This window comes from Colwellia sp. MB02u-14 (genome assembly GCF_014076915.1).
Taxonomy (GTDB): Bacteria; Pseudomonadota; Gammaproteobacteria; order Enterobacterales; family Alteromonadaceae; genus Colwellia_A.
Window position 1 is genome coordinate 401913 of record NZ_JACGUX010000087.1, and the last position, 26205, is coordinate 428117.

The 26205-nt window shown below is 38.5% G+C and carries 25 protein-coding genes; 9 read left to right on the forward strand and 16 right to left on the reverse strand.

From position 1 onward, the window contains the following. Positions 1 to 10: 10 nt before the first annotated feature. The 11 genes from H4J52_RS18150 to H4J52_RS18200 all read right to left on the reverse strand — a co-directional run bounded on the left by H4J52_RS18150 (position 11) and on the right by H4J52_RS18200 (position 12564). Positions 11 to 772 carry a tRNA-uridine aminocarboxypropyltransferase gene (locus tag H4J52_RS18150; protein ID WP_182225345.1) on the reverse strand — a complete coding sequence of 254 codons (762 nt, stop codon included), beginning with the start codon at positions 770 to 772 and terminating at the stop codon, positions 11 to 13. A gap of 115 nt (positions 773 to 887) precedes the next feature. Continuing rightward, a complete protein-coding gene (gene galE, locus H4J52_RS18155; protein WP_182225346.1) occupies positions 888 to 1898 on the reverse strand; it encodes a UDP-glucose 4-epimerase GalE in 1011 nt (336 codons plus the stop codon). A gap of 94 nt (positions 1899 to 1992) precedes the next feature. Continuing rightward, positions 1993 to 2967: a DHH family phosphoesterase gene (locus tag H4J52_RS18160; protein ID WP_182181857.1), complete on the reverse strand. Its 975-nt coding sequence runs from the start codon at positions 2965 to 2967 to the stop codon at positions 1993 to 1995. Then, complete coding sequence (gene cysC, locus H4J52_RS18165; RefSeq protein ID WP_182181856.1) at positions 2957 to 3562, reverse strand: adenylyl-sulfate kinase; 606 nt, start codon at positions 3560 to 3562, stop codon at positions 2957 to 2959. Before cysC ends, H4J52_RS18160 begins: the two co-directional genes overlap by 11 nt. Before the next feature lie 52 nt (positions 3563 to 3614). Beyond that, a complete protein-coding gene (locus H4J52_RS18170; RefSeq protein WP_220461111.1) occupies positions 3615 to 5333 on the reverse strand; it encodes an SLC13 family permease in 1719 nt (572 codons plus the stop codon). Between the two features lie 187 nt (positions 5334 to 5520). Then, positions 5521 to 6942: a sulfate adenylyltransferase subunit CysN gene (gene cysN, locus H4J52_RS18175; RefSeq protein WP_182225348.1), complete on the reverse strand. Its 1422-nt coding sequence runs from the start codon at positions 6940 to 6942 to the stop codon at positions 5521 to 5523. A gap of 85 nt (positions 6943 to 7027) precedes the next feature. Beyond that, complete coding sequence (gene cysD / locus H4J52_RS18180) at positions 7028 to 7927, reverse strand: sulfate adenylyltransferase subunit CysD (protein ID WP_182181853.1); 900 nt, start codon at positions 7925 to 7927, stop codon at positions 7028 to 7030. Positions 7928 to 8119: 192 nt separating this feature from the next. Continuing rightward, positions 8120 to 8788 carry a GntR family transcriptional regulator gene (locus tag H4J52_RS18185; RefSeq protein ID WP_182181852.1) on the reverse strand — a complete coding sequence of 223 codons (669 nt, stop codon included), beginning with the start codon at positions 8786 to 8788 and terminating at the stop codon, positions 8120 to 8122. Between the two features lie 116 nt (positions 8789 to 8904). Further along, positions 8905 to 10440: an aldehyde dehydrogenase (NADP(+)) gene (locus H4J52_RS18190; protein WP_310649593.1), complete on the reverse strand. Its 1536-nt coding sequence runs from the start codon at positions 10438 to 10440 to the stop codon at positions 8905 to 8907. A 42-nt stretch (positions 10441 to 10482) separates the two neighbouring features. Next, a complete protein-coding gene (locus H4J52_RS18195; RefSeq protein WP_182225349.1) occupies positions 10483 to 11529 on the reverse strand; it encodes a 4-hydroxyproline epimerase in 1047 nt (348 codons plus the stop codon). 114 nt (positions 11530 to 11643) lie between these two features. Further along, complete coding sequence (locus H4J52_RS18200) at positions 11644 to 12564, reverse strand: dihydrodipicolinate synthase family protein (protein WP_259366509.1); 921 nt, start codon at positions 12562 to 12564, stop codon at positions 11644 to 11646. 164 nt (positions 12565 to 12728) lie between these two features. Between H4J52_RS18200 and H4J52_RS18205 the strand changes: the two genes are divergently transcribed. From H4J52_RS18205 to H4J52_RS18225, 5 genes are all read left to right on the forward strand, one after another. After that, entirely contained in the window at positions 12729 to 14012 is a 1284-nt protein-coding gene (locus tag H4J52_RS18205) for an FAD-binding oxidoreductase (RefSeq protein ID WP_182181850.1), read from the forward strand. Positions 14013 to 14266: 254 nt separating this feature from the next. Beyond that, positions 14267 to 15004 carry a DUF1538 domain-containing protein gene (locus H4J52_RS18210; protein WP_182181849.1) on the forward strand — a complete coding sequence of 246 codons (738 nt, stop codon included), beginning with the start codon at positions 14267 to 14269 and terminating at the stop codon, positions 15002 to 15004. Further along, positions 15004 to 15873, forward strand: coding sequence for a DUF1538 domain-containing protein (locus H4J52_RS18215; protein WP_182225350.1), 870 nt, complete (start codon positions 15004 to 15006; stop codon positions 15871 to 15873). The genes H4J52_RS18210 and H4J52_RS18215 overlap by 1 nt, the downstream gene beginning before the upstream one ends. Before the next feature lie 4 nt (positions 15874 to 15877). Beyond that, complete coding sequence (locus H4J52_RS18220; protein WP_182225351.1) at positions 15878 to 16228, forward strand: P-II family nitrogen regulator; 351 nt, start codon at positions 15878 to 15880, stop codon at positions 16226 to 16228. Further along, positions 16225 to 16620, forward strand: coding sequence for a CBS domain-containing protein (locus H4J52_RS18225; RefSeq protein WP_182225352.1), 396 nt, complete (start codon positions 16225 to 16227; stop codon positions 16618 to 16620). The genes H4J52_RS18220 and H4J52_RS18225 overlap by 4 nt, the downstream gene beginning before the upstream one ends. Before the next feature lie 47 nt (positions 16621 to 16667). On the opposite strand, the gene H4J52_RS18230 is transcribed toward H4J52_RS18225, so the two are convergent. The 5 genes from H4J52_RS18230 to H4J52_RS18250 all read right to left on the reverse strand — a co-directional run bounded on the left by H4J52_RS18230 (position 16668) and on the right by H4J52_RS18250 (position 20564). After that, a complete protein-coding gene (locus H4J52_RS18230) occupies positions 16668 to 17039 on the reverse strand; it encodes a hypothetical protein (RefSeq protein ID WP_182225353.1) in 372 nt (123 codons plus the stop codon). Between the two features lie 157 nt (positions 17040 to 17196). After that, positions 17197 to 18129 (reverse strand): hypothetical protein, encoded by a 933-nt coding sequence (locus tag H4J52_RS18235; protein WP_182181844.1) that lies wholly within the window; start codon positions 18127 to 18129, stop codon positions 17197 to 17199. 4 nt (positions 18130 to 18133) lie between these two features. Continuing rightward, on the reverse strand, positions 18134 to 18916 hold the full coding sequence (locus H4J52_RS18240) for a hypothetical protein (protein ID WP_182181843.1): 783 nt from the start codon (positions 18914 to 18916) through the stop codon (positions 18134 to 18136). Next, positions 18909 to 19457 (reverse strand): RNA polymerase sigma factor, encoded by a 549-nt coding sequence (locus H4J52_RS18245; protein ID WP_182225354.1) that lies wholly within the window; start codon positions 19455 to 19457, stop codon positions 18909 to 18911. Before H4J52_RS18245 ends, H4J52_RS18240 begins: the two co-directional genes overlap by 8 nt. Before the next feature lie 213 nt (positions 19458 to 19670). After that, positions 19671 to 20564, reverse strand: coding sequence for a hydrogen peroxide-inducible genes activator (locus tag H4J52_RS18250; RefSeq protein ID WP_182181841.1), 894 nt, complete (start codon positions 20562 to 20564; stop codon positions 19671 to 19673). Between the two features lie 223 nt (positions 20565 to 20787). On the opposite strand from H4J52_RS18250, the gene H4J52_RS18255 reads away from it, so the two are divergent. From H4J52_RS18255 to H4J52_RS18270, 4 genes are all read left to right on the forward strand, one after another. Next, entirely contained in the window at positions 20788 to 22746 is a 1959-nt protein-coding gene (locus H4J52_RS18255) for a S9 family peptidase (RefSeq protein WP_182181840.1), read from the forward strand. Positions 22747 to 22856: 110 nt separating this feature from the next. Beyond that, positions 22857 to 23135: a peptidylprolyl isomerase gene (locus H4J52_RS18260; protein ID WP_182181839.1), complete on the forward strand. Its 279-nt coding sequence runs from the start codon at positions 22857 to 22859 to the stop codon at positions 23133 to 23135. A gap of 40 nt (positions 23136 to 23175) precedes the next feature. After that, a complete protein-coding gene (locus H4J52_RS18265; RefSeq protein ID WP_182181838.1) occupies positions 23176 to 23529 on the forward strand; it encodes a hypothetical protein in 354 nt (117 codons plus the stop codon). Positions 23530 to 23901: 372 nt separating this feature from the next. After that, positions 23902 to 26139, forward strand: a complete 2238-nt coding sequence (locus tag H4J52_RS18270) for a M4 family metallopeptidase (RefSeq protein WP_182181837.1) — start codon at positions 23902 to 23904, stop codon at positions 26137 to 26139. Positions 26140 to 26205: the final 66 nt, after the last annotated feature.

Genomic DNA, 26205 nt, shown 5'->3' on the forward strand with positions numbered 1-26205 from the left:
TTGTATTACCCTACGGTGTTGCTTTTAATTTAATCCCCTTTTGCTCAGTAAAGTCTAAATAGTCTTCTAAGGCTTTGGGGTTACCTCTATTTTTCTGGCAAACACTTTTTTGATACTGAAAACTGAACATATCAAACCATTGATCTAATAATTTTGCGTTTACTGGCTCTTCTGCCATTGCTAACATTCTTGCGGCAACTTCTGCGGTAGCAAACTGATAGTTTTCTTCGGCAATGCGTATTTGATAGCGAGAGGTATTAGCTGCTTCGTCAAGTAAATGTGGGTCAAAAGCCGCAATGGGAAACTGGTTCAAGTAAGGGCTTTTACGAAACATTTTTTTCGCTTCACGCCAGCAACCGTCCAACATAACAAAGAGTGGTCTTTTACCTGAAGGTATGGTCATTTCATTACAAAAAACCTCACGTTCAGCCTGTGCATACTGTTGTGGAAAAACAACATAAGGTTGCCATTGCTCGTCGTTTAAAATGGCTAACATTTCTTTATTTTCTTTAGTTCTTGACCAAAGAAATGCAAAGGTATCTGGCACGACATCAGCAATTAACTTGCCTGTATTACTCGGTTTTAGTACTTCTGTGTCATACATCAATAATAAAAAACCAGCATTACTGGTAGATTTTGGCGAATATGAACAAATACAATGAGGTTTTGCTAGACGACATAAGTCACAACGTATAACACGTTGCCCACGAGACTTGTAAGTCGTCGTGCTCAGACTCATACGATAATGATGAAGTTTATGTACAGCGTGCATAAGTGTAATGAAGACCAATTCCAACAAAAAAAATAGCGGCAATTAAGGCCGCTACTTTAGTGATTTTTAGTTTGATGTGCAATGCTTAAAACCGCGGTTCACTGAATAAGTTAACTTACTCGAACCCATTGGGGTTTTGTGATTGCCAGCGCCAAGTATCAGTGATCATCGTATGTAAATTACGTGTTGCTTGCCAACCTAATAAATTATTTGCTATTGAGGTATCAGCGTAAACAGTGCCAATATCACCCGCGCGGCGCGGTACAACTTTATACGCAATATCTTGGCCACTAATTTCTTTAAACGTATTCACTATTTCTAATACCGAAGTCCCATTCCCCGTACCGATATTAATCGCTTTACAACCTTGTATTTTCGTTAAACTCTCTAACGCTTTAACATGACCAATCGCTAAATCTACCACATGAATATAATCGCGAACACCCGTGCCGTCTGGCGTGTCGTAATCATCACCAAACACTTGTAGTTGAGGTAAACGCCCTACTGCCACTTGTGCTACATAGGGTAATAAGTTGTTAGGAATACCGTTAGGGTTTTCACCAATAGTCCCTGATTCATGTGCGCCAATCGGATTAAAGTAACGTAAACAAGCAATTGACCATTCGCTATCACTTTTAGCGAGATCGAAAAGAATATGTTCGACCATTAACTTAGTTTGGCCATAAGGGTTGGTCGCAGATGTGGGCATGGTTTCATCTAACGGTGAAGGGTTGTTTTCACCGTAAACGGTTGCTGATGAGCTGAAAACCAAGTTTTTTACGCCATGTTTTGCCATTACTTGAAATAACGTTACAGAGCCTGAAACATTATTCTGATAATAACTCAGTGGTATTTCGTTGGACTCGCCAACCGCCTTTAAACCGGCAAAATGTACAACGGCTTCAATGTTATGCGCTTTAAAAACAGCATCAAGCGCAGCTTCATCGCAAATATCTGCTTTAATGAAGGTTACTGTTTTCCCCGTAATCGCTTTAACGCGATCAAGGACTAAGGTAGATGAATTTGATAAGTTATCAACGATGACAATATCTTTATCTAATTTAAGTAACTCAACAACAGTATGACTGCCAATATACCCTGTACCGCCAGTGATCAATAAACTCATTTTTAGTCCTTTTATAAATAGATGCTAGATCTTGATAACATCATGCTCAAATAAGTTCAGCGTGATGGGAATGACAATATTTGTCATAACAATACTATGCGTAATATTCTGACACTGTCGCGATAAACTTACCAAGTATTTCTTTAGGTAATTGGTTAATCCCTGCGGCGCCAGCTCGTCCTCCCCCCGTAGGAAATTGTACACAAACACTGTCAGCACCTTGTTTATTGTGCAAAGGTGCACGTAAACTTACCGTATAAGTGGCTTGCATATTTAAGGTATCCGTTTCATTCAAGGTAAGTACAGCATGAGCTTTATTAGGTGATAAGTTCGCTAGTTCATTGCCAAAAACACCACTCACCCGGCGTGACCAAGCCTCATCGGCTAGCAGTACAACTTTACAAACATCGTTGTCGGCTAATATTTCAGCTGATTGTGCTTGCGCCATATCAGCTTTATAGGCAGCCGCTAATTGAGTAAAAATAGAATCAGGCGCATTAATTAGCGCTAAAGGGTCTTCAAATGCCAGACAAGCATTGAATAGATCAGCGGGTGCAATATGTAAATCGTCAACGGTACGCCCGTAGCCATTATAATTAATGTAAATACCGAGCGCTTTGAGTTGTTTTTGTTGCTGTACTGACAAACCTTGCTGCGCGGCTAGTTTCGTCGCAGACTCATTCATGTTGTCACCATAGGCCGCGGTAATTGCCCAATTAGCAAATTGACCTTTGAGGTAGTCGTTCATTAATAAGCTGGTGCAGGTATTGGCATCAGTATTGATCAGCGCAGTTAATTTTTTTGATTGCGGGATATCTCCCGAGCGATGATGGTCAACATAGAAAATGTCGATGTTATTTTCTAGCAACATAGCTAATGCATCACTATTTTTTTCCATGGAAATATCAAGCACGGTAACCGATGTTGTTGCCGCAACAGGTACTTGCTTTAATAAGCTAATATCTCGCTTCACTCCCGTTATCAACGTTGATTTTTTGGGCTGGGCTAAGCGTAATTGCACTAAAGCAATAATGCCATCTGCATCGCCATTAAAAACATCATAATGCATGAACAAAACCTTCTGCTAGGAGATGGTTGACGATTTGCTCTGCACACACTTGAATTGATTTTTCTGCGGTTTTCACATGTATAGCTGGAGATTCCGGTATATCGTAACCTGAACTTATTCCGGTAAAGTCTTTTATTTCACCTGCACGCGCCATTTTATAGAGGCCTTTGGGGTCGCGCTGCTCGCAAACGTCAATAGGAGTATCAATATAGACTTCAATAAATTCTCCTGGCGCTAACTTGTCAGCCGCCATTTTTCGGTCTTGTGCAAATGGAGAAATGAATGCCGTAGACACAATAGTACCTGAGTCGATAAAAAGTTTAGCGACTTCACTGATGCGGCGAATATTTTCAACTCTGTCAGCATCACTAAAGGCTAGATCGCCATTTAAACCGTGGCGAACATTATCACCATCAAGTAAATAAGTATGGCATCCTCGTTTGAACAACAACGCGTCAACAGCATTGGCTACTGTTGATTTTCCTGAGCCACTTAGCCCCGTATACCATAATAAACAAGGCTTCTGTTTTTTCAGCTGAGCTCGTTGCTCTTTTGTTACTTGCTGCTCGTGCCAAACGGTATTTTCTGTTTTCATAAAAATCCTACTTTTTTCTGTTTGTTATCCTAAGTTTTTTTCAGAATAACCATTAAAACGGGAAAACGACAGGTATCATTAACAACACAACAATCGAGTAAGCTATTGATACGGGTAAACCAAATTTTACCACATCAATTAAGCGATAGTTTCCCGCATTAAAAACCATCATATTCGTTTGATAGCCATAAGGGCTGATAAAACTACCACTTGCGCCAAAAGCCACCGCCATGACAAAAGGTAGCGGGTTTACCCCTAGTCCTAATGCAATACTATAGGCGATAGGAAAAACTAATGCCGCTGCAGCACTATTCGTTATAATTTCTGTCATTAATAACGTGATAATAAAAATACAAACCATGGCTAAATATGCACTTTTCCCCTGCAATAACAACTCTATTTGCTGTGCAAGTAACGCTGCGATACCGCTGGTTTCAAAAGCTTTAGCTAAGGTAAGTGCGCCTAAAACTACCATCCATATTTCTAGGGGAAATCGACGTTTTATTTCATTTACTGTTAAACAGCCAGAGAGTACTAATATAGCGATATAAAACATTAAGCATTTTAATAGCGCAATATTAGTCATAACAGAGCAAGCAATGGTGACTAAAAACCCAAAGACAGTTAATGAATCACGCCACCCTGAGAGCATATTGTCAGGTTTGTGACCAGAAAGAATAAAAAAGTTTTTTGATAAATTTGTGCGAGCACTAAAGTCATTACCAACAGCTAATACTAAAAAATCACCTGACTGTATTGTAATGTCGCCTAACTTGCCTGATAGCTGAGTGCCTTCACGGCGTATCGCCACTACAGCGGCATCAAAACGAGCACGAAAGCCTGCTTTTTTTAGATTTTTGCCGATAACAGCAGAGTCAGGTTTAATTAACACTTCGGTAAGGTTGTCACGCAACAGACCGTCTTTTTCAGCAAATAAGGTTAAACCGTCAAATTGCTGTAGTGTCAATACTTTAGATATATCGCCAGTAAAAATAAGTTTGTCACTTGCTTGAATAATTTCATCAGGGCAAACAGGCGAAATTAATCGTCCGCCACGCACTATTTCCGCAAGGAATAAAGAATCTAAATTTCGTAGCCCGTTCCCTTCAATCGTGATGCCCACAAGTTTTGAAGATTGAGAGACTTCCGCTTCAAGAAGGTATTGGTCAGCAGAAAAATTTTCGACGTCAAGGTTTGGTAATAAATGTTGCGTTGCAAGAATAACCAGTAAACAGATGACAAAAGCACTAAAGCCAATGAAGGTAAAATCAAAAAAACCTAGACTGTTGGCGCCTTGTTCAATAAAGAGCGAATTTACAATAAGGTTAGTTGACGTACCCACTAAGGTTAACGTACCACCCAATATTGCGGCATAAGAGACGGGTAATAGGAGTTTACTGGGCTTAATTAGGGTGTTTTTTTTGATGGTTGAAATAAGTGCAGCAACCACAGCGGTATTATTCATTAATGCCGAAGCGAAGGCAGTGTAAAGCAAGGTTTTAAAGGTAGATTTAAAGGGAGAGCCTTTAATCATAATAACTGATATACGACGCAAAACGCTGGTACGTTCGAACGCAAATGAACAAAGAACCAGTAACACTAGAGTCACTAACCCCGGGTTAACCACATTGTTGAGTACAACGTCCGCTGAAACTAAACCTGTTGCTAAACAAGCGAGTAATGATAACGCAAAAACCTTTTCAGGTGTTTGTTGATACTTTATCAATCCAATAAAGGTTGCGATAAAGATCAATAACATCAACCACTGCATCGTTAACACATACTTTCCTTTTTGATTAACTTATTATGTTATTAACACGAGATGTGGATACTAAAACCGCCATACTGAACTCACCAATACAAAGACAAGTAATAAGGTTTATTGCAAAACAATAAACCTGTTTTTCAGTATCAACATGACTAGGCCGCTGATCGTTTATTTATTGAACTACTCGTAATTATCCTTTAAGGATATCTCGAGCGCCCCAGTGTGGAAAGTGCTTACGAACCAAGGTATTAAATTCAAGTTCAAAAACTGAGTAATTTTCTTTATTCTCATCATCTACCGCTTTAGTGATCATACCTGCGCCGACGGTTAAGTTACTTAAACGGTCAATAATAATGAAAGCACCTGACGATTTATTATCGTCATAAGCATCAAAATGTAATGCTTGTGCAACTTCAAAATTTACTGACCCAATTTCATTTAATGCCAGTTGTGACGTTGGCGATCGCTCCATGGTATTGACATCAAACTTATGTTCAAAACTAATCGCATGACCTGTGGTCATTTTACTGCCGTGTTTAATATAAAATTCACGACCCACTTCTAATTCATCTTCATGCATCCAAACAACATTAGCATTCAATTGCTTATTAGAAATAGGTAAGCTGCCTTTCTTTACGATGAGCTCGCCACGACTAATATCGATTTCATCGGTCAGTGTTAATGTAACGGCTTGGCCTTTATCAGCACGTTCAAACTCACCATCAAACGTGACAATAGATTTAACTGTACTTTCTTTACCTGACGGTAGAGCAACAATTGCATCACCAACGCGAATATGTCCAGAGCCAACGGTGCCAGCAAAACCGCGGAAGTTTAAGTTAGGACGATTAACATATTGAACTTGGAATCTAAATTGAGTGAAACTGTCGTCTTGTTCAACATTAATCGTATTTAATAACTTCATTAAAGTCGCGCCTGGATACCAAGGCATATTAACGCTTTCTTCGACGACGTTATCACCATTTAACGCAGAAATAGGCACAAAACGGACGTCTGAAAAATTTAATTCGTCAGCAAATTCACGGTATTCTTTTTTAATCGCTTGATAACGCTCTTGACTATAGTCAACCAAATCCATTTTATTGACCGCAACCAATACGTGTTTAACACCAAGTAGTGAACAAATAAATGAATGACGACGGGTTTGTACTTGTACGCCATATCGGGCATCAATCAAAATAATGGCTAAATCACACGTTGATGCACCTGTTGCCATATTACGCGTATATTGTTCATGGCCAGGAGTATCTGCAATAATGAATTTACGCTTTTCGGTAGCGAAGTATCGATAAGCCACATCAATGGTAATGCCCTGCTCGCGTTCAGATTGTAAGCCATCAACAAGTAAGGCTAAGTCGATTGCTTCACCGGTAGTACCTGATTTTTTACTGTCGTTTTCAATCGCTGCAAGTTGATCTTCAAAGATCATTTTTGAGTCATGCAGTAAACGGCCAATTAGCGTGCTTTTTCCGTCGTCAACACTGCCACAAGTAAAAAAACGTAACATTTCTTTGTTTTCATGTTTTTTTAAATACGACTCAATATCGGTTTCTAATAAATCAGTTTCGGCGAAGTCTGTTTGTTGACTCATGGTTCTTCCTATAAAATTCTGTTTTATTGCTTATATTACTGACAAGCAAATTTAAAATGTTGTGAAAAAGGTTGTATAAGTTGGCTTAAAAATAACCTTCCATTTTTTTCTTTTCCATAGAGCCTGATGAATCGTGGTCGATCACTCGGCCTTGACGTTCAGACGTCTTGGTTAATAACATTTCTTGAATAATTTCTGGTAACGTCGTCGCCGTTGATTCAACCGCGCCTGTTAATGGGTAACAACCAAGCGTTCTAAAACGAACACTTTTCATCATTACTTCTTCGCCGTCTTCAATAGGCATACGGTCGTCGTCAACCATGATCAAGGTACCGTCACGTTCAACGACAGGGCGTTTCTCAGCTAAATAAAGTGGCACAATTTTAATACCTTCAAGGTAGATATATTGCCAAATATCAAGCTCTGTCCAATTAGATAATGGAAAGACACGAATGCTTTCACCTTTGTTTACTTTGCCGTTATAAACATTCCATAATTCTGGACGTTGGCTTTTTGGATCCCAGCGATGATTTTTATCACGAAATGAGTAAACACGTTCTTTAGCGCGAGATTTTTCTTCATCGCGACGTGCTCCACCAAAAGCGGCATCAAATCCATATTGGTTAAGCGCTTGCTTTAAACCTTGCGTTTTCATGATGTCGGTATGTTTTGCACTGCCATGCGTAAATGGCCCCACACCCATTGCAACACCTTCAGGATTTTTATGAACAAGTAATTCAAAGCCATGCTCTTTCGCCATTTCATCACGAAATGCGATCATTTCTTTGAATTTCCAACCAGTATCTACGTGTAATAATGGGAAAGGAATTTTACCCGGAGCAAAAGCTTTACGGGCTAAATGGAGTAAAACCGCAGAGTCTTTACCAACTGAATAAAGCATGACAGGGTTGTCAAACTCAGCGGCGACTTCTCGCATTATGTGAATAGATTCAGCTTCAAGCTTTTGTAAGTGAGTTAAGTTCATGGTGTTTACCGACTTTCATAACAATATAATGTTAAGAATAATGCCATAGTCGGCAAACAGTTTCCATATAAGAAAAAGCTTTAATATAACCAAAAAGAATAACCAAAAAGAGAGCTGTTAGGTTTATGCTATAAGCCTATAAAAGGTAAAAACAATAAACACCACTACTTATTTGATTTGCTTAAGTAAAAATCATCCCTCTGCGAGTTCACGTGCACAAAGAAAAGCTTTTATTTCATCACGAGAACCTAAAATATGTTGCTTCAACAAAGCCACAGACTTTTCAACGTTGCGGGCTTTACATAAATCGAGTAGTTCATTGTGCTCTGATTCTGCTTTTGAAATACCGCCTGCCCATAATAAGTGCATGCGAATATAACGGTCAGCATTTTTATTTAGGGTATTGACTAAATCTTGAGTTTGCGGACGATTAGCCCCTGAATATAAACAATTATGGTAATCAGAATTTAATTCACTCCAAGTATTAGCCGCATTTTCTTTGCCGAGCGCTTTATCTAATTTTGCCAAAATATCAGTAGCTTCTGCTAACTTTTCATTACTAAGATTAGGAATTGATGAGGCTAATAAATCACCTTCGAGCATAGCTCTTAATTCAAATAGTTCATCGACCTGACTCGCATTCAGCTCAGTCGCTGTAGCACCTTTGTGCGGTTCAAAAGAAACCAAACCTTCAGCTTCCAGTTGCAATAGCGCTTCACGTACCGGTATACGACTAACATTTAATTCTTCTGCTAATGCCGCTTGGCGTAAAGGTTGACCTGCTTGAATTTCGCCACTTAGAATTTTCTCTCTAAGGGTTTCAACAACTAACTGAGTTCGGGTTTTGTAAACAATGGTCATAAAGTACTTCTCTTGAAAGTGTGCTGACATTATAAGGGTTTATCAGCTAAAAAAAAGCGGCTAATAAACATTAGCAGCTTATTCTTATTATCAATGAAAGTTATAACTTTAAAAGCTTACCTTTTCAATAACGCAGGTAAGAGCTCATTGGGCATATTTTGATAGCAAATAGGGCGTTGAAAGCGTTTAATCGCTTCGCTTCCCACCGATGTCGTTCTTATTTGAGTTGAGGCAGGGAATGGTCCGCCGTGATTCATAGCGGCACAAACTTCAACACCCGTAGGCATTTGATTATAAATTAAACGCCCCACTTTATGAACAGCGGCTAAAGCAACGCGTTGTGCTACGTGTAAATCTTTTTCATTTGCATGAATACTGGCGGTTAGGTTACCTTTTAATAGAGAAATAAATTCCATCAATTCACCGTGGTTTTTACAGCGTACAATAAGCGCTGATGACCCAAAAACTTCTTCATGTAATGTTTGATTAGCTTTAAAGGTGGTTAAATCGGTAGCGAATAATACCGCACGACAAAAGTGCGCTTGCTCGGGTTCTGCCACTTGGCCTTGTGCTAAACATTCAACACCCGTGAGGCTTTGCCATTGACTGACAGTATGATTATATGACGCTGCGATTGCTGGCGTTAACATAACCCCGGCTTTTGTTTCACTGATCGCTTGTGCCGCCGACTTTTCAAATGTTGGGGTATTTTCATCCGTCACATAAGCCCAAATCCCCGGGCTAGTGCAAAATTGTCCTTGTGCCATCATTAATGATGCAACCAGCGCTTGTGCAAGTTCCGTTGCTGCGTTAGCTAATTTATCTTCTAAAATAAATTGTGGATTGACACTACCAAGCTCACCATAAAATGGAATTGGCTCAGCCCGTTCATTAATTTGACGTTGTAAAATCATCCCAACACGTTCAGAGCCAGTAAAACCGACGGCCTTAATTAACGGATGCGTAACTATTTGGCGAGAGATCGCGTAGTTCTTCCCTTGGATCAATGAAAATACGCCAGCATCTATGCCACATATTTTAATCGCTTTACTGATCGCTTGTGCCACAAGTTCAGCGGTACCTGGGTGCGCTGCATGAGCCTTCATGATGACTGGGCAGCCTGCTGCTAATGCAGAAGCGGTATCGCCACCAGCCGTAGAGAAAGCCAATGGAAAGTTGCTCGCCGCAAATACTGCTACAGCACCCAATGGTAAGTAACCTAAACGCGTGTCTGATTTTGGTAAAGGTGTGCGATTTTCATCAGCTAAATCTACCACCGGCTGATATTCACCACTTTCAAGTAAATCAGCAAACAGCCCTAGTTGACCTATAGTACGACCTCGCTCGCCTTGAATACGCATAGCAGGTAAGCCTGTTTCAGCACAAGCGATGTCAACTAAATCATCACCAAGTGCAAGAATTTGTTCACCTATTGTGCGTAAGAAAACAGCTCTTTTTTCTGCACTTAAGTGGCTATAAGACACAAAGGCTTGATTGGCTTTACTAATGGCTTGTTCAATTTCTTGTTCACTAGCATCAGCAAACTTTTCATGCATTGTTTGATTAGTAATAGCATTCATTGCAGAGAAACCATTGCTTGTATCGCCTGACCATTCGCCCGCGATTAAATTTTTTCCGGATATATTCATCATTCACTCCTACTTAAATTTGTATTTTAATTTTTATCAATCGAATTAGGTAACAGCGAAACCGAATGCATAAGGGTCATCATCATCAATAGTGATACAGTTTTTTCCAAAAACTTTTGCCCAGCCTTCAATGCTAGGCTTTATCGCTGTTATTTTTCCATTTATCCCTGCAGGATTTCCTCTATCACAATTAAGGGTAACCACTTGTTCAATTTTTCCAACAAACTGACTACCGATATAGCTTTCATGGATAAAGGTATCACCTAAGCTAAGCTTACCTTTCGCAAAAAGCTGAGCCATACGTGCACTGGTACCCGTTCCACAAGGTGATCTATCTATTGCCTTATCGCCATAAAATACCGCATTGGCACCATTTGAATTATGATGCTTCGGTTTCCCTGTCCACAGCACATGCGTCACACCATTAACGCTCGCGTCTTCTGGATGCACACAAAATACGGTTTCACTAGCTGCCGCTCGAACGATTGGGCTCCAATGAAGAATTTCATTTGAACTCCATTGGTCAATACCGGGGAAATTTTCTTGAGGTTCAACAATCACATAATAATTGCCACCATAAGAGACATCGACAATTAAGCGTCCTAAACCTTCAATAATAAGCTCAATATTTTGATGTGCTAAATAAGCAGCAACGTTATAAATTTTTACAGCAGTAACGCCATTGCTCACCTTCAAATTTTTTTGCGTGTATTCAACTTTAATCTGCCCTGCAGGCACATCTAACGTTAATTTACCTTTCTGCTTAGGTGTGATTAAACCATTCTCAATGGCCGCAGTAACGGTGCCAATAGTGCCGTGACCACACATAGGTAAGCAACCTGATGTTTCAATAAACAAAATACTGGCATCCGCATTTTCACTACAGGGCGGATAAAGAAATGAACCTGACATCATGTCGTGACCACGAGGCTCGAACATTAAACTTTTCCGTATCCAGTCGTGATTTTCTAAAAAATCTTGTCGCTTTTCACTCATGGTTAACCCTTTTAAATCTGGGTGACCGCTAGTAACTAACCGAACAGGGTTACCGCAGGCATGGGCGTCGATACAAAAAAAGGTGCCTTTGATCATCTTTTTTTTACCTTTGTGTTTGTGCTATAAGTTTTATATAAATTGTAAGGCCAAAACCCCACGTTCAAGTATAGGGCTTGTCAGTGAGGCTCTAGCCTTAACAATTAAAGACGATTAATCTAGATTAAACGTTGATAAATCAAGTCGCGTTGCTAATGCATCGTTGTATAATTTCTCAACTCTTGCTCGCTCTTCACCCGCAAGCGGTAAACGAGGTGCACGAACAACTTCACTGCCACGTCCGGCTAGTTGCTCGCAAAATTTAATACATTGAACAAGTGTTGGTATTGTGTCTAAGCGCAATAATGGCAGGAACCAACGCCAAATTTCTAACGCCTCTTTATAGCGACCTTGTTGTGCTAACTTATATATAGCAACAGATTCTTGTGGAAAAACGTTAGTTAAACCAGAGATCCAACCCGTACAGCCAAGCATTAAGCTTTCAAGGGCAATATCATCAACACCACCGAACACGATAAAACGATCATCAAATTCAGCATATAATTCAGAAATACGGCGAGTATCTTCTGTCGCTTCTTTTACAGAAACAATCGTTGGCTCATTGGCTAAAACCGCCATACCTTCTATAGAAACATCTACGCCGTAAGTAATAGGATTGTTGTAAATCATCAGAGGTAAACCACAATTACGGGCAATTTGCTGATAGTGATGAATGGCTTCGCGTTCGCTCGAACGATATACCATTCCCGGAAGTACCATGAGTCCGTCAATGCCCACTTCTTCACACATTTGACAATATTCAATAGCAAATTTTGTTGTTGTTTCAGCAACGCCAGAAAGTACTGGCACTCGACCCGCAACAATACTTTTGACCGCCTCAAGGATTTCACGCTTTTCAGTTTGGGTGTGCGAACAATTTTCGCCAACGGTGCCTAACGCGATAATACCGTGAACACCTTCTTTAATTAAACTATCAACCATATTCTTAGTCGCTTCAAAGTTAATCGACATATCGTCAAAATATTGTGTTGTTACTGCTGGATATACACCTTGCCAATTAATTTTTTTCATCATTTTTGCTCGCTACTTTACAAGTTTCTTTACTTATTGCTGACAATACTCTGCTTCAAAAGAGCGTAAAGCTGGCTTTTAGAATATACAGAGTATCAGTGGATCAATTTAAGTATATTGTATACAATATCTAATATTCCACAAGTGTAATTTTCTAAGTGATAAAAATGACAATAATTAAAGTAGATAACTCAGTAATAAACATCGCCGTAATTGGTGCTGGCATTATTGGTATTAACTGTGCACTTGAACTGCAGTCATTGGGCTTTCAGGTCACCCTTATTGATAAATTAGGTATTGGTGAAGGTTGCTCAAAAGCAAACGCGGGACACTTTGCTACAGAACAAGTATTTCCTTTGGCTGAGCCGAGCTTGCTATGGCAATTTCCTAAGTTGCTCCTTAATCCTTTAGGTCCTATTTCTTTATCTGCTATTTATTTACCAAAAGCCCTGCCTTGGTTTGGTCAATTTATAATTAATATGTTACCCGGTAAACGTGCCTCAAATAGTGAAGCATTAAAAACGCTTAACAAAAATGCGATTAATTATTACCAACCACTCTTAAAGGAAGCTGAAGCTGAAAACTTACTGACTTTAAGAGGCAGCTTGTTGGTCTTTGAAAAAAGTTCAAGTAAAAAAATTGAACGTCAATTGATACGTTATAAAAATGCAGGCATTGACGTTTTATTACTCGACCGCCAGCAGACTTTGCTATTAGAGCCCTGTTTGAGTGAAAATATTTATGGTTCATTATATTTCACCCAAGTGGGACACAGTGTTGACCCTTTCGCCATTTGTACAAAGCTTGCAGCACTTGCGTTTAAAAAGGGATGTGTATTTTATCAAGATGATGTTTTGGACATTAACCATAGCACTGTGGGTGCAAGCCTCATCACGACAAAGGGGACATTACAATTTGACCAGGTTGTTATTGCTAGTGGAGCATGGTCGAAGAATCTTTTAAAGACGTTAGGATATCATTTACCAATAGAAGCAGAGCGCGGTTACAGCTTAGATTTACCGATAGGGACGAAAGTACATAAATTATCGCGTCCTGTTGCTTCTGCTGAGCGTAAATTTATTATAACGCCAATGGCACATGGTTTACGTTTAGCAGGCACTGTTGAATATGCCGGGCTGAATAAAAGCGCAAACATGAAACGAGCCGATATGTTATTTAAAAATGCCGAACAGGTACTTAACATTTTACCCAAATATAACCCACAAAAAGCAAAGTCTACAGCGAAGTGGATGGGACATAGACCTTCAATGCCCGATTCACTTCCTGTTATTGGCCAAGCCCCAAACCATAAAAACATCTATTTTGCTTTAGGGCATCAGCACTTGGGGTTAACCCAAGGCGCAATTACGGGTAAGATCATTGGCCAATTAGTTAGCAAGAAAGAAACCGATATCGATATTCGCCCTTTTTGTATAAGTCGCTTTAATTAATTTAAAGCAACGTACTCATCAATACCTCTGGTAGGCTTTAACAAAGCGTTGCCTGCCAATATTAGAGGTTGTCGTTAAAATAGAAAGAAACGCGAGTAATTGTTTCATCTTAATTACATCCAAACTTTCTCTTTGATGATATTCATTAGTTGTCTTTTGCTTAAGTTCAGATAAAACAATTAGTTTGATTCAAAACAAAGTAATTATGCCCACATTTCCTATAATACAATCAACAGGCAATCACACTCTTTTTTATGAATCGACAATTTATAGTTTTCTTAAAGGTATTACTCGGTAGCTGTAAAGATTTACTGCCCATTATTTTAGTGATCGCTTTCTTTCAATTGGCTGTTCTTCAGCAGCCTATGCCAAATATTGGCGATATTTTAGTGGGTTTAGCCTTCGTTGTTCTCGGGTTAACTTTTTTTATTTACGGCTTAGAAATGGGCTTATTCCCTATTGGCGAATCAATGGCACAAGCTTTTGCGAAAAAAGGCAGTATTAGCTGGCTACTTACTTTCGCTTTTTGCTTAGGCTTTGGCACTACAGTGGCTGAACCAGCACTCATTGCAGTAGCGAAAGAAGCAGCAAGTGTTGCGGCTTCAGGGGGCGTAATTAGTGATACTTTAGCCGCACAACTTTCTTATGCTAACGGGTTACGTTTTACTGTTGCTTTTGCCGTCGGGCTTGCCATTGTTATTGGTGTTTTACGTATTATTCGTGGTTGGCCAATTCAATACTTAATTTTAGGGGGCTATGTGCTTGTTGTGTTGATGACAATGATAGCCCCACATTGGATTATCGGTATTGCATACGATTCAGGCGGTGTTACTACATCAACGATTACAGTGCCCTTAGTAACAGCATTAGGTGTAGGTTTAGCATCAGCAATCAAAGGCCGAAACCCGATGATTGATGGTTTTGGTTTAATAGCACTGGCTTCATTAACCCCGATGATCTTTGTGATGATTTATGGCATGGTGATCAGTTAATGGCTTTACTCTTGGAGTTTTTAACAACCTTAAAAAATACCGTTGTTGACGTACTGCCCATACTGTCTATTATTTTAGTCTTTCAGCTATTAGTTATCCGCAAACCTATTCCTCATATTAAGCAAGTTGGCTTTGGCTTTATCTATGTTTTGATAGGCTTGGCCTTGTTCTTACTTGGCCTAGAAAAAGCACTATTTCCTTTAGGAAAAATGATGGCGAAGCAACTAACCGCGCCAGAGTTTATTCATGCCGGCGAGCAGATATTAACAAATGTTCATTGGTCTGATTACACGTGGGTTTATATTTTTGCTGCCGCAATAGGCTTTAGTACCACTATTGCCGAACCTTCATTGATTGCTGTGGCAATAAAAGCAGAAGAAGTTTCAGGTGGCGCTATTAACGCGAATAATTTACGCATATCTGTCGCTATTGGTGTGGCTATCGGTATCGCACTGGGTAGTTATCGAATAGTCGTGGGTCATCCAATTCACTACTACATTATCTCTGGATATGTGGTTGTGGTGATTCAGACTTTTTTCTGTCCTAAATTAGTTGCTCCTCTCGCTTATGACTCTGGCGGTGTAACAACATCAACAGTTACTGTGCCTTTAGTCGCTGCTTTAGGTTTAGGCTTAGCGAGTACTATTCCCGGAAGAAGCCCTTTAATCGACGGCTTTGGATTAATCGCTTTTGCCAGCTTATTTCCTATAATTGCTGTTATGGCTTACGCACAATTAACTCAAGCTAAAGCACGCCAAGCTGAACGTTACGGTGAAAAAAGAAAACGTATTAAAATTAATAAACGAAGTTTACAACCCAAAAAACAAGAGTCCTCAAAAAACCCTATACAAGATAAGAAAAACAGGTGATCACATGCAATTTAAACTAATTGTCGCATTTGTTGACGACAGTGTAACAGACGATGTAATGAAAGGCGCAAGAATGGCTGGAGCCACGGGCGCAACAATAATAAATAATGCGAGGGGTGAAGGTATAAAACGCCAACGCACCTTTTTTGGTATGCAACTTGAGTCGCAAAGAGATGTATTGCTCTTTGTTGTTGAAGAGCATTTATCAAGAAAAATTCTTGAACGTATCAGTAAAATTGCTGGCTTTGACAAAGACCCTGGCAAAGGTATTGCTATTCAATTGAATGTAGAAGATGCCGTAGGTGTTGCTCATCAAGTAGAGCGCTTAAAAGGTAAAGTTGAGGAAGAGCTATGAACCATAAGTTAGTGCAAGTTAAAGATGCGATGACAACCAACAATTATGAATTTGCTGATGGGATGATGACCGTTGCTGAAGGTATTACGTTAGCAAAAAATAATAACGTTAGCGCCTTAATCATCAATAAACGTAATCCTCAAGATGAATACGGCTTAGTGATGCTTGCTGACATAGCTAAAGAAGTTTTAGCAAAAGACCGTTCACCCGATCGGGTAAATTTATATGAAATAATGGCAAAGCCTATGTTAAGTGTTAACCCTAATATGGACGTACGGTATTGCGCCAGATTATTTGAACGCTTTAGTATTCATTTAGCCCCTGTCGTTCAAGACAATGAAATTATTGGTATGGTTGACTACATTAATATGGTTTTTAGCCAAGCTCAGTGATATTTAAGGCATAAAGTCTACAGGGGGGGCCTGAGACTTTATGTTGATTATAATTTATTCTTTTTTGAAAATAATCTAGGTGTCTGAAAAGAAAAATAAGCCGTGATAAAAAACACTCCCATGACAATGAGTGTTCCCATATCTCCTTGGTAGGGTGTTAGAAAATCAAAATAAAACAACGCATTTTCTACTAAACCAACGCCAACACCCATGATGAGTAAAACCGCTGCACTAGACTCTCCTTTAGCTCCGATGAGTTTAGCCAACAAATAACCTAATACGGGTATAAAAGACCAAATTAAAAAAATGACGATTGAAAATATGAGTGCTGATAATGCAAGGTTTTGCTGCGACAATACAGTAATCACGGAATAAAATTTGACCAAAGCGTAACCCATATATAAATACAAAAATAACATGATGCGCTCCCAAATAATGATAACGCGATTATTTTACACCTCTTATTAAAAATAAACTTACCCTAGAACAAAAAAATGCCACTTTACTAAAATAGTGAAGTGGCAAAATATAGCTTATATACTGAAGGTATCGCTAATAAACTTTTTGGGCTTAATATTAAAATTGATAATTTTGACTTTTTTGCGTTAATTTAGAAACTGTAATTTTATCTGCAGAGCAGTCACTGATATCATTTTTAGTAAACACTAGAATACTGTCTTTGTAACGACGGCCATCCTTTTCACCCGCCGACTTTAGAATAATACTGACATGTTCATTTTTAGGTAATGCATTTAAACCATTACCGTACAAACAAAGTGTCTCTGTTAAAGAGGTTTTCAAGCCTTGATAATAAACACCACGTGCTTTTTCTTGTTCAACTTGTTGAGCTTGTTGCTTCTTCTGTAATTTATCACTTTTGGCTTTGAATGCTTTTTCGTCCAAAGCAAGCTTAGCTGCTTGTTGATTAAGGGCTGCAAGTTCAGACTTCAGCTCTTTCTTATTTTCGTCATCAGCTCTACGTAATTTATATTCAATATCACGTTTTTCTCGCGCCATATCTCTTAATTCATAAGACAAGTCTCGTTGCTCATCACGCAATTCTCGATAGCCCTCACGATTATGTTCAAAAGACTCCATTGCATGCTCATAAGCTTGAGATGCTTCTTCCATGGTGCGAGCAACAGATTTATTCATTTGATTTTCAAATTCAATATCGTTATTCGAACTTCTACTTGGAACCACTGGTGCAATAGGTGCTACGGGGAAATCTGGCATGGCGAAATTAAAATTATAATTTCCCCAGCGATTATTACCTGAGCTCGAATTAATCGTAAAAACTATCCCCTGTCCTTTTAAATAAGTGCTTTCGATACCTGTTATTCTTGACCCTTTTCGGCTTTCTTGAGTACGCACTGACGATTTTATAATATTACTCATAATATCCAGTTGCTTGTGCATTCCGGCATACTGATTATTGTCTGCAGCTGTTACGGTAGTAACAGTTAAAGCAAATAAAGCACAAGGGATAAATGTTGTTAATTTTTTCATGGTCTTACTCCTTTGAAGTCCAACTAACTGGCTTTGTTGTTAAACCTAAGCCGTCTGAATTTAAATTATTTGTATTGTTAGGTTGATAATTAATATTTTGCTTTTGAAGTGATTGATAGTTAATAACACTTTCAAGCTGTTGAAATTTAATTTTATTATCTAATGAGTCATCAGCACGCTGATCGTTTATGTACTGAATAAAGTCACCGATATCTTCTTTGCGCTCTTGTCGAGAGGCCCCCATAAGATAACTTGCTAATTGCAGATTATTATCTTGTTGCTTCACTTTAATATCCGCAGCATAATTTGCGAGTACCACTTGTTGTTCGCTGGCAAATAATTGCAGCTTTTGGTCTACTTTAGCATTCACTAAAGTCTCAATTTCTGCTTGGCTGTAACCTGATGGTTGCTTATCACCAAAGGTCAATAACATGCCGTTATCGTTCATTACAAATTCAACTTTAAATAAGACCAATACCACTGCAAATACAGAAAAAGCCATCGACATTGCGGGTAATCCTCCCCATTGCCACCATGAAACCTCATCGCTCTCAAAAGCAGCTGCTCTATCCCACTCAGGCACATTTTGCTTAGCTTGTAAGCTTTCTTGGTGTTCAATAGCTATCGCTGTTTTTAACCGTTTTTGCCAAATTCTTTCTTCTTTAGCACTCTCATTACTCCGCACTTTTTGGTTTTTCGTCTCTTTAAATGAATCTTCGAGTGAATCTGAACGGTCTAGCCATTTTTCAAAGGCTTGCTCTGATGTTACTTTTTTATCTTCAGACATAATCAAACTCCAAATGATCTTTTAGTTTATCTAATCCGCTATATAAACGAGATTTAACCGTATTTACTGAAATGCCTAATTGTTTGGCTATATCGTCAAATGTGCAGTGTTGAAAAAACTTTAATTCAACGACTAACTTTTGATTTAGCGGTAAAGCTTGTAATGCTTTATGCAAAGCCTTTGCTTGTTGTCCTAAAACAGCTTGGTATTCTGGGCATTCATCGCTAGCTTCATCAACTTGTTCTGGTAGGTCATCAAGTGACTGTGTTGGCCTTTTCCGACGATAAAACTCAATACATCTATAATGAGCGATTTTAAACATCCAACCTTTAAAAGGACTATCACCACGAAAAGTTGATAAGTTTCTAAAAACAGCCACAAACACATCTTGCATTAAATCCATTGCATCAGCCGGATGACTCACCATGCGTAAGGTATAGTTATATAAATTTTTCTCATAACGTTTTACTAACGCTACCCAAGCGGACTTTTTACCTTTAAGTGCTTGCTTGACTAATGTTTCATCGCTTCGTTCGAACACAACTATTCCTTTTGTTTTTCAATTGAGATGCTCTTAAATTTGTTGGTTACTATAGAGGTAGTAATAGCGTCGTAAAAAGTTCTAAATGAATTAAAATTAAATCAACAAAATAATTAAACGACTAATTTATAAAAATTTTAAATACAAAATTAACTTTATATTATCGTCCATTGATATTAAAAGTATGACTTTACTGTTTACCATCAGTCATGATTATTTTAATAAACGAGAAATTACTTCTAAAAGCTGATTATATAAAGAATTTCGCATCGACGTTTTTCGCCAAACAACACCAATTTCTCGATAATAATCTCGATCTAGTGGTGCAATGGTTAGTCCTTCATTTTTTCCCACGTCTTTCTTTACCGCCATTTCGGGTAGAAAAGTAAAACCATGATGAAAAGCGGTCATTTGAACCAGTGTTGATAAACTTGATGCCGAAAAAGAATGGATAAGAGATTTATCAGCAAGTTTACACGCCGATAAGGCATGCTCAGTCAGACAATGCTCTGATGATAGTAAAAAAATACTTTGTTCAGGTAAGTGTTGATAACTCGCTGTTTTTTGAAAAGTGTTAACAAGGGCTTGGTCACCCGCCATAAAAAATCGATCTTTCCCAACGACTCTGCAGTGAAAGTTATTAACCGAAATGGGCAGCGCTAGAATCAATAGATCAATTTCGCCATTGTTTAGCAGGTTCATTAAATTCTCAGTCGTATCTTCACGCAAAAACAGCGCTAACTCGGGTAACTTTTTTTGGCAGGCTTGCACAAAGTCAGTTAATAGAAAAGGGGCGATAGTTGGAATACAACCAATGCGCACAGTGCCGGTATATTCATTACCTTGTTGTTTTGCAAAACTGACTAATTCGTTCGCCGACACTAACAGTTGCCGCGATTTATTAACAACTTCTATGCCTTGTGTTGTAAAAATAAAAGATTTGCTATCTCTTTCAATTAATTGACAATTTAGCTGTGCTTCTAACTTTAAAATAGCACTACTTAATGTTGATTGGCTAACAAAGCAAGCACTAGCGGCTCGGTGAAAATTTTGTTCTTGGTAGAGGGCAATTAAATAGCGTAAATGTTTAAGGTTTGGTAAAAACATTGGGCGACATCCATATAAATAATAGCGATTAATTTATCACATAATAATTTAAAAAAACGATTGTGATATTATAGCGATTTATATTCCCTTTTTTACCCTAAAAATTTGCACTCTTATTTTATACAGCCTAATTTGCTCACTATTTTTGATCACACTTATTCTTGCCCTTTCGTTAATATTTTGTTAAAAAGTATAGGTAAATAATAATGATAAAGGAATATAAATGTTAAAAATCATAAATCTTGCATTAATATTAATATTGATATTAATATCCTTCAATGGCCTTGCTAAAACACCTCTTATACCGCTCAAACTCTTTACGCAAATGCCAATGGTATCTAGCCCTTCAATTTCACCTGATGGGAAAAATATTGCTGTTATTCTAAACCAAGGAGAGTTCACTAAAGTAGCTATTACACCTTTTACCGATCGTAGTAACGTCACCGTAATATTACAGCTAGGTTTCGAAAAATATCGAATCGATAGCCTTTCTTGGGCAAATAACGAACGAATACTTGTCTCGGTAACACAGCCTTATATTATTCGAAAGCAAAAATACCGGACAACCCATTTGTATTCAGCCAAAATTGATGGCAGTGATGTTTTTGAAATTCGGAAGAAAAGTAAAAAAAGAACAGCGGTCACTTTCTATTACAATAGCCCTAGGTTATTAAGCCTGCTAGATAATGAACCTAACCATATTCTAGTCAGTATAAACGATCCTCGTGACGGCAATTATTCTTCAGTTTTTAAGGTGAATGTCAATGATGGTAGTTTTGATAAATATTTACCTAACGCTATGCGTATTATCAGTTGGGGGGTAAATAGAACAGGTGAAGTATTGTTGGGTGTTGGTGTTGACAAAAATCCAGATAAAGATATTAGGTATATTTATACCCGCAAAGATTCCAATGCCGACTGGCAATTAGTAAAAACAACAGAAGCTTATAAAACAGATACCTTCAGTGTCATTATGTATGAGCAAGAAAATAATTCCATTATTGTCAAATCAGATTACACCGAAAGTGAAAATGATGTATCTAAAAAATCGTTGTGGCGCTATCACATCGAAAGTGGAAAATTTGAGCTTTTAGGAAGAGCCCCTGAGAATTATGACGTTACTGGTGCGATAATCCGTAACGGAGGTAATAAAAGAGAAGTTATTGGCTACAAATATAATGATGGTTTCGTTCGTTATGTTTATTTTGATAAAGAAAGCGATGCTTTAGCAAGGCAGATCCGCAGCATATTTGCTAAAAAAGATTTACAGGCAAATATTTATGACTGGGATCGTAAAAAAGAGCGCTATATCATCAGCACAATTAGTGACAGTAAAGCCGCTCAATTTTATTTATTTAATCAAAAAACCAATAAGCTATTACCCTGGTATGGAGAATATCCACAATTAAATCAATATACATTATCTAAAGTTCAACCTTTTGAGTTCAAAGCTCAAGATGGCATGGCACTTCATGGGTATTTAACATTACCTAACAATGTTAAGAATCCCCCTATTATCTTGCATCCCCATGGTGGTCCCTACGCGCGCGATTCACAATACTTTGACTCATTCGTGCAAATGTTTGCTAGCCGTGGCTATGCTGTACTACAAGTGAACTTCCGTGGTTCGACGGGATATGGCAACCAATACCAAACCTCTGGATATATGCAGTGGGGCAAAAAGATGCAAACTGATTTACTCGATGCCATGCAATGGGTAAAAGAATCAGGTCAAGCAAATACCGAAAAAGCCTGTATTGTAGGGGCAAGCTATGGTGGCTACGCCGCGTTAGTTGCCGGTTTCCAAACGCCTGATATGTTTAAATGTATTATTAGTATTGCAGGTGTTTCAGATATGGAAGCACAAATTAATCATTGGGAACGCTTTGGTAGCGATGGTTATGTTGATAACGCAGTCAGTAAAGACCCTGACGAGATGAAAAAGGTTTCACCCGTTAATCATGCTAAATTATTTAAAGCCCCGGTACTGCTACTCCATGGTCAATCAGATATTAGAGTAAGTTACTACCAGTCCGAAATGATGTATGACGCGTTAAAAGATGCAGGGAAAAATGTTGAATATGAACTGTTCAAATTTGGTACTCATCATCTAAACGATGCCGCAAATCGTACAAAAGCGATGACGATGATGGAAGCCTTTTTAACTAAGCATTTAAACTGAACAACGTTTAAAGAATCGATGAATGCTAATTCAATTCATCGATTTCTTTAATTATTTCTCAAGATACGGTAAAGTAAAAATATTAATTTATACTATTTATAGGAAGTAACATGTCACAAGCATCAGCACGTCATTTATTAGTAGATACAGAAGAGCAATGTTTAACGCTTAAAACCCAAATCGAAGATGGAGCAGATTTTGCTGTTATAGCCCAAGAGCATTCAAACTGTCCTTCAAAAATGCAAGGTGGCGATTTAGGAACATTCGGTCGTGGCCAGATGGTACCAGAATTTGATGAAGTTGTTTTCACTGCTGACTTAAACACTGTTCAAGGCCCAGTAAAAACACAGTTTGGGTACCATTTATTAGAAGTTACCGCTCGCTCTTAAGGACTAGCTTCTTTAAAAACCGATAAAAGTAAGGTTAATAATGAAACAACTTATAATTTTAATTTTTCTTTTATCGATTTCCAATAACTGCCAAGCTATCGCAATTGATGCGGTTAAATCACATCAAAAAATAATTCACTTTCTTGCGGATAATTCGTTAACTGACCTCAAAATAACTTATCAACAACTAGACCTTGGCGATATTTGTGGCTTTGTGGGTTGTCATTGGCGAAAACTTGTTTCTGTCATCGTTACGTCTAAAAGTGCTAATGCACCATCAACAACTATTGTCGCACTAGTTGAAGGCCTAGTACCGGATAATCAAAATAAGCCTACGGTTACTTTTGTAACACTACAAAATAGCTTACCTAACACACTCGTTTTTATTGATTAACAACAAGGTATAACTCTCGTTATCCCACTTTGTTGTGATTCGACTTCATACCTATTGCTTTTATTTTTAACAATAAAACTCTAAATCACTGATATTTAAAGAAACAAATATTTAGTTACCTTTTATTTACAAAGTAAACCCTCAAGTCGTAAATAATTAATTACACCTTGTACGATTAATTAACCATCAATTTATTGTTAATTATTTGTTATTTTCGTTAAATTAATGCTACGGTTAATTTGTCAGCAAAGACTGGCCAAAATTCCTCAGCACCCTAGGATGACAACTAAATCAATGGAATGAGGGAGGAAAATAAAAACAACGCTTGGCTTTTAATCTGAGCATAAAATTAAGTTAAATTAGGAACACCTAATGAAAAATAATAATAAAATATCTCAACTCTCATTCCTTATTGGTGCAGCACTTACCGCTTCAGCAATGAATGCAACCGCTGTAGAAATGAACTCAAGCTCAATGTTAGAAGAAACAAATACAGGTACTCCTGTAATTGCGCCTGTGACGACTACAGGTCCAGAGATTGTAAATTCTCTTGTTGGTACTAAAAACCCTGCTGCTCAAGCATTCAAAAGCATGATAACCAACCAGAGTTCATACGGTTCTCTGGGCAATGAGAACTTCAATGTTCGACGCCAATGGACTGATGAATTAGGTAAAACTCATACACATTTTGATCAAACTATTAATGGTCTGAAAGTTTATGGTACGAGTATGATCATGCACACAAATTCACCTATCAGTGCGTTTAGCATGACAAATGCAGCCGCAAGCGTGTATAGCGTTACAGGTACACTTGCGACAACTTCATCTCCTTTGTTCTCTATGATGAGCAATGCAAGTGTAATAAAAAATGACTCAGCTCAAGCGGTAGTCGCCGCCGAAAGTATGGGTAATATTTTAAATACTCCAGAGCTTGCTTACATATATTTACCACTTTTAGAAGAAACTAAACTCGCTTATAGACTTGAAGTCTCATGGGATAATGGCGGTGAAGATTTTGGTCGTGACTATGTTTATTTTGATGCTGATACAGCTGAAATATTAACAAGAGAACCACAAATACATTCAGCTAAAAACTGGAGAACTTATACCTTAAATGGCGGTTCGGCAAATTCGGCTCCTGGTACATTGTTGTGTACAAACACGCAAAATTGTGGAGGTAATGCAGCGGCACAGCGTGCTCATGATGGTGCGTCAAAAGTCTATGATTATTATCAGAGTAAATTTGGCCGTGATAGCCTTGATAACAATGGTATGACCTTAATTTCGAGTGTAGATTTAGGCGTACAGAATGCATACTGGACTGGATCACAAATGATGTATGGCCAAGCCTCAAGTGGTATGAACGACTTTACCAGTGATTTCGATATTATCGGTCATGAATTAACGCATGGTGTTACTGATAAAACAGCAAATCTCATTTATGCCAATGCATCAGGAGCATTAAACGAAGCGTGGTCAGACATTTTAGGTCTTTCTGCAGAGTCATATAAAAATGGCACAACAAGCTCTACTTGGTTATTAGGTGACGGCTTATATAACACCGCAGGTAAAGCTTTACGTTATATGGACAACCCAACTAAAGACAATTACTCAAAAGATTGGTATCCAGAGCGTATTCCTTTCGTCAGTAACCCAAGTAACAGTAATGACCAAGGCGGCGTTCATGGTAACTCTGGTATTGCTAACTTAGCTTATGTGTTGTTAGTCGATGGTGGTACTCATCCACGTAATAAATCAACAGCAGTCGTTCCAAGTATTGGTATGGCAAAAGCAGAGAAAATTTTCTATCGTGCGCTGGTGACTTACATGAATCAAAACACTAACTTTGCTGGTGCACGTTCAGCAACCGCACAAGCCGCACAAGATCTATACGGTACTACTGAAAAAACAGCTGTAGAAACGGCTTGGTGTGCTGTAGGCGTTGGAAGTTGTCCTGATACAGGAACACCTCCTACCGGTAATGTATTAACAAATGGTGTTGCTGAAACTAACCTGAGCGCATCAACCAATACAGATGTTGTTTATACAATGGAAGTACCGACTGGCGCGACTGACATCAACTTTGTGATGAGTGGTGGTTCTGGTGATGCTGATATGTATGTAAAGTTTGGCTCAGCCCCTACGGATTCAACCTATGACTGTCGCCCTTATGTTGGTGGAAATAATGAGTCTTGTGCAGGTACCTCTACTGGCGGTACTTACTATATTCGCATAAAAGCTTATTCGGCCTTTTCAGGTTTAAGTCTAACCGGTAGTTTTACGGGTGGCTCTACCGGTGGAAATCCAGCGATTAATGGTTCAGAGTCAAATGTTGCTGTATCACAGGGACAATGGAAACGTTTCACTCAAGTGTTACCAGCCGGTTATGCCGATATGACCATTAGTCTTTCAGGTGGTTCGGGTGATGCTGATTTATACATTCGCCGAGGAGCACAATCAACTTCATCTACCTATGATTGTCGCCCATATAAAAATGGTAACAACGAAAGCTGTAGTTTTACAAACCCAGCGGCAGGTACTTGGTACATAGATATTTTTGGATATAGTGCGGCTTCAGGTATGACGCTTACACTTCAAGCAAACCCTTAATTTATTCTAAAGTAAGCTATTTTAAATAAATTAAGAAAGTAAGTTAATTAAAGCTGGTCGGTAGAT

Coding starts and splice junctions, on each gene's coding strand:
- H4J52_RS18150 (WP_182225345.1), bottom strand. CDS start 772: ATGCACGCTGTACATAAACTTCATCATTATCGTATGAGTCTGAGCACG.
- galE (WP_182225346.1), bottom strand. CDS start 1,898: ATGAGTTTATTGATCACTGGCGGTACAGGGTATATTGGCAGTCATACT.
- H4J52_RS18160 (WP_182181857.1), bottom strand. CDS start 2,967: ATGCATTATGATGTTTTTAATGGCGATGCAGATGGCATTATTGCTTTA.
- cysC (WP_182181856.1), bottom strand. CDS start 3,562: ATGAAAACAGAAAATACCGTTTGGCACGAGCAGCAAGTAACAAAAGAG.
- H4J52_RS18170 (WP_220461111.1), bottom strand. CDS start 5,333: ATGCAGTGGTTGATGTTATTGATCTTTATCGCAACCTTTATTGGATTG.
- cysN (WP_182225348.1), bottom strand. CDS start 6,942: ATGAGTCAACAAACAGACTTCGCCGAAACTGATTTATTAGAAACCGAT.
- cysD (WP_182181853.1), bottom strand. CDS start 7,927: ATGAACTTAACTCACTTACAAAAGCTTGAAGCTGAATCTATTCACATA.
- H4J52_RS18185 (WP_182181852.1), bottom strand. CDS start 8,788: ATGACCATTGTTTACAAAACCCGAACTCAGTTAGTTGTTGAAACCCTT.
- H4J52_RS18190 (WP_310649593.1), bottom strand. CDS start 10,440: ATGATGAATATATCCGGAAAAAATTTAATCGCGGGCGAATGGTCAGGC.
- H4J52_RS18195 (WP_182225349.1), bottom strand. CDS start 11,529: ATGATCAAAGGCACCTTTTTTTGTATCGACGCCCATGCCTGCGGTAAC.
- H4J52_RS18200 (WP_259366509.1), bottom strand. CDS start 12,564: ATGATGAAAAAAATTAATTGGCAAGGTGTATATCCAGCAGTAACAACA.
- H4J52_RS18205 (WP_182181850.1), top strand. CDS start 12,729: ATGACAATAATTAAAGTAGATAACTCAGTAATAAACATCGCCGTAATT.
- H4J52_RS18210 (WP_182181849.1), top strand. CDS start 14,267: ATGAATCGACAATTTATAGTTTTCTTAAAGGTATTACTCGGTAGCTGT.
- H4J52_RS18215 (WP_182225350.1), top strand. CDS start 15,004: ATGGCTTTACTCTTGGAGTTTTTAACAACCTTAAAAAATACCGTTGTT.
- H4J52_RS18220 (WP_182225351.1), top strand. CDS start 15,878: ATGCAATTTAAACTAATTGTCGCATTTGTTGACGACAGTGTAACAGAC.
- H4J52_RS18225 (WP_182225352.1), top strand. CDS start 16,225: ATGAACCATAAGTTAGTGCAAGTTAAAGATGCGATGACAACCAACAAT.
- H4J52_RS18230 (WP_182225353.1), bottom strand. CDS start 17,039: ATGTTATTTTTGTATTTATATATGGGTTACGCTTTGGTCAAATTTTAT.
- H4J52_RS18235 (WP_182181844.1), bottom strand. CDS start 18,129: ATGAAAAAATTAACAACATTTATCCCTTGTGCTTTATTTGCTTTAACT.
- H4J52_RS18240 (WP_182181843.1), bottom strand. CDS start 18,916: ATGTCTGAAGATAAAAAAGTAACATCAGAGCAAGCCTTTGAAAAATGG.
- H4J52_RS18250 (WP_182181841.1), bottom strand. CDS start 20,564: ATGTTTTTACCAAACCTTAAACATTTACGCTATTTAATTGCCCTCTAC.
- H4J52_RS18255 (WP_182181840.1), top strand. CDS start 20,788: ATGTTAAAAATCATAAATCTTGCATTAATATTAATATTGATATTAATA.
- H4J52_RS18260 (WP_182181839.1), top strand. CDS start 22,857: ATGTCACAAGCATCAGCACGTCATTTATTAGTAGATACAGAAGAGCAA.
- H4J52_RS18265 (WP_182181838.1), top strand. CDS start 23,176: ATGAAACAACTTATAATTTTAATTTTTCTTTTATCGATTTCCAATAAC.
- H4J52_RS18270 (WP_182181837.1), top strand. CDS start 23,902: ATGAAAAATAATAATAAAATATCTCAACTCTCATTCCTTATTGGTGCA.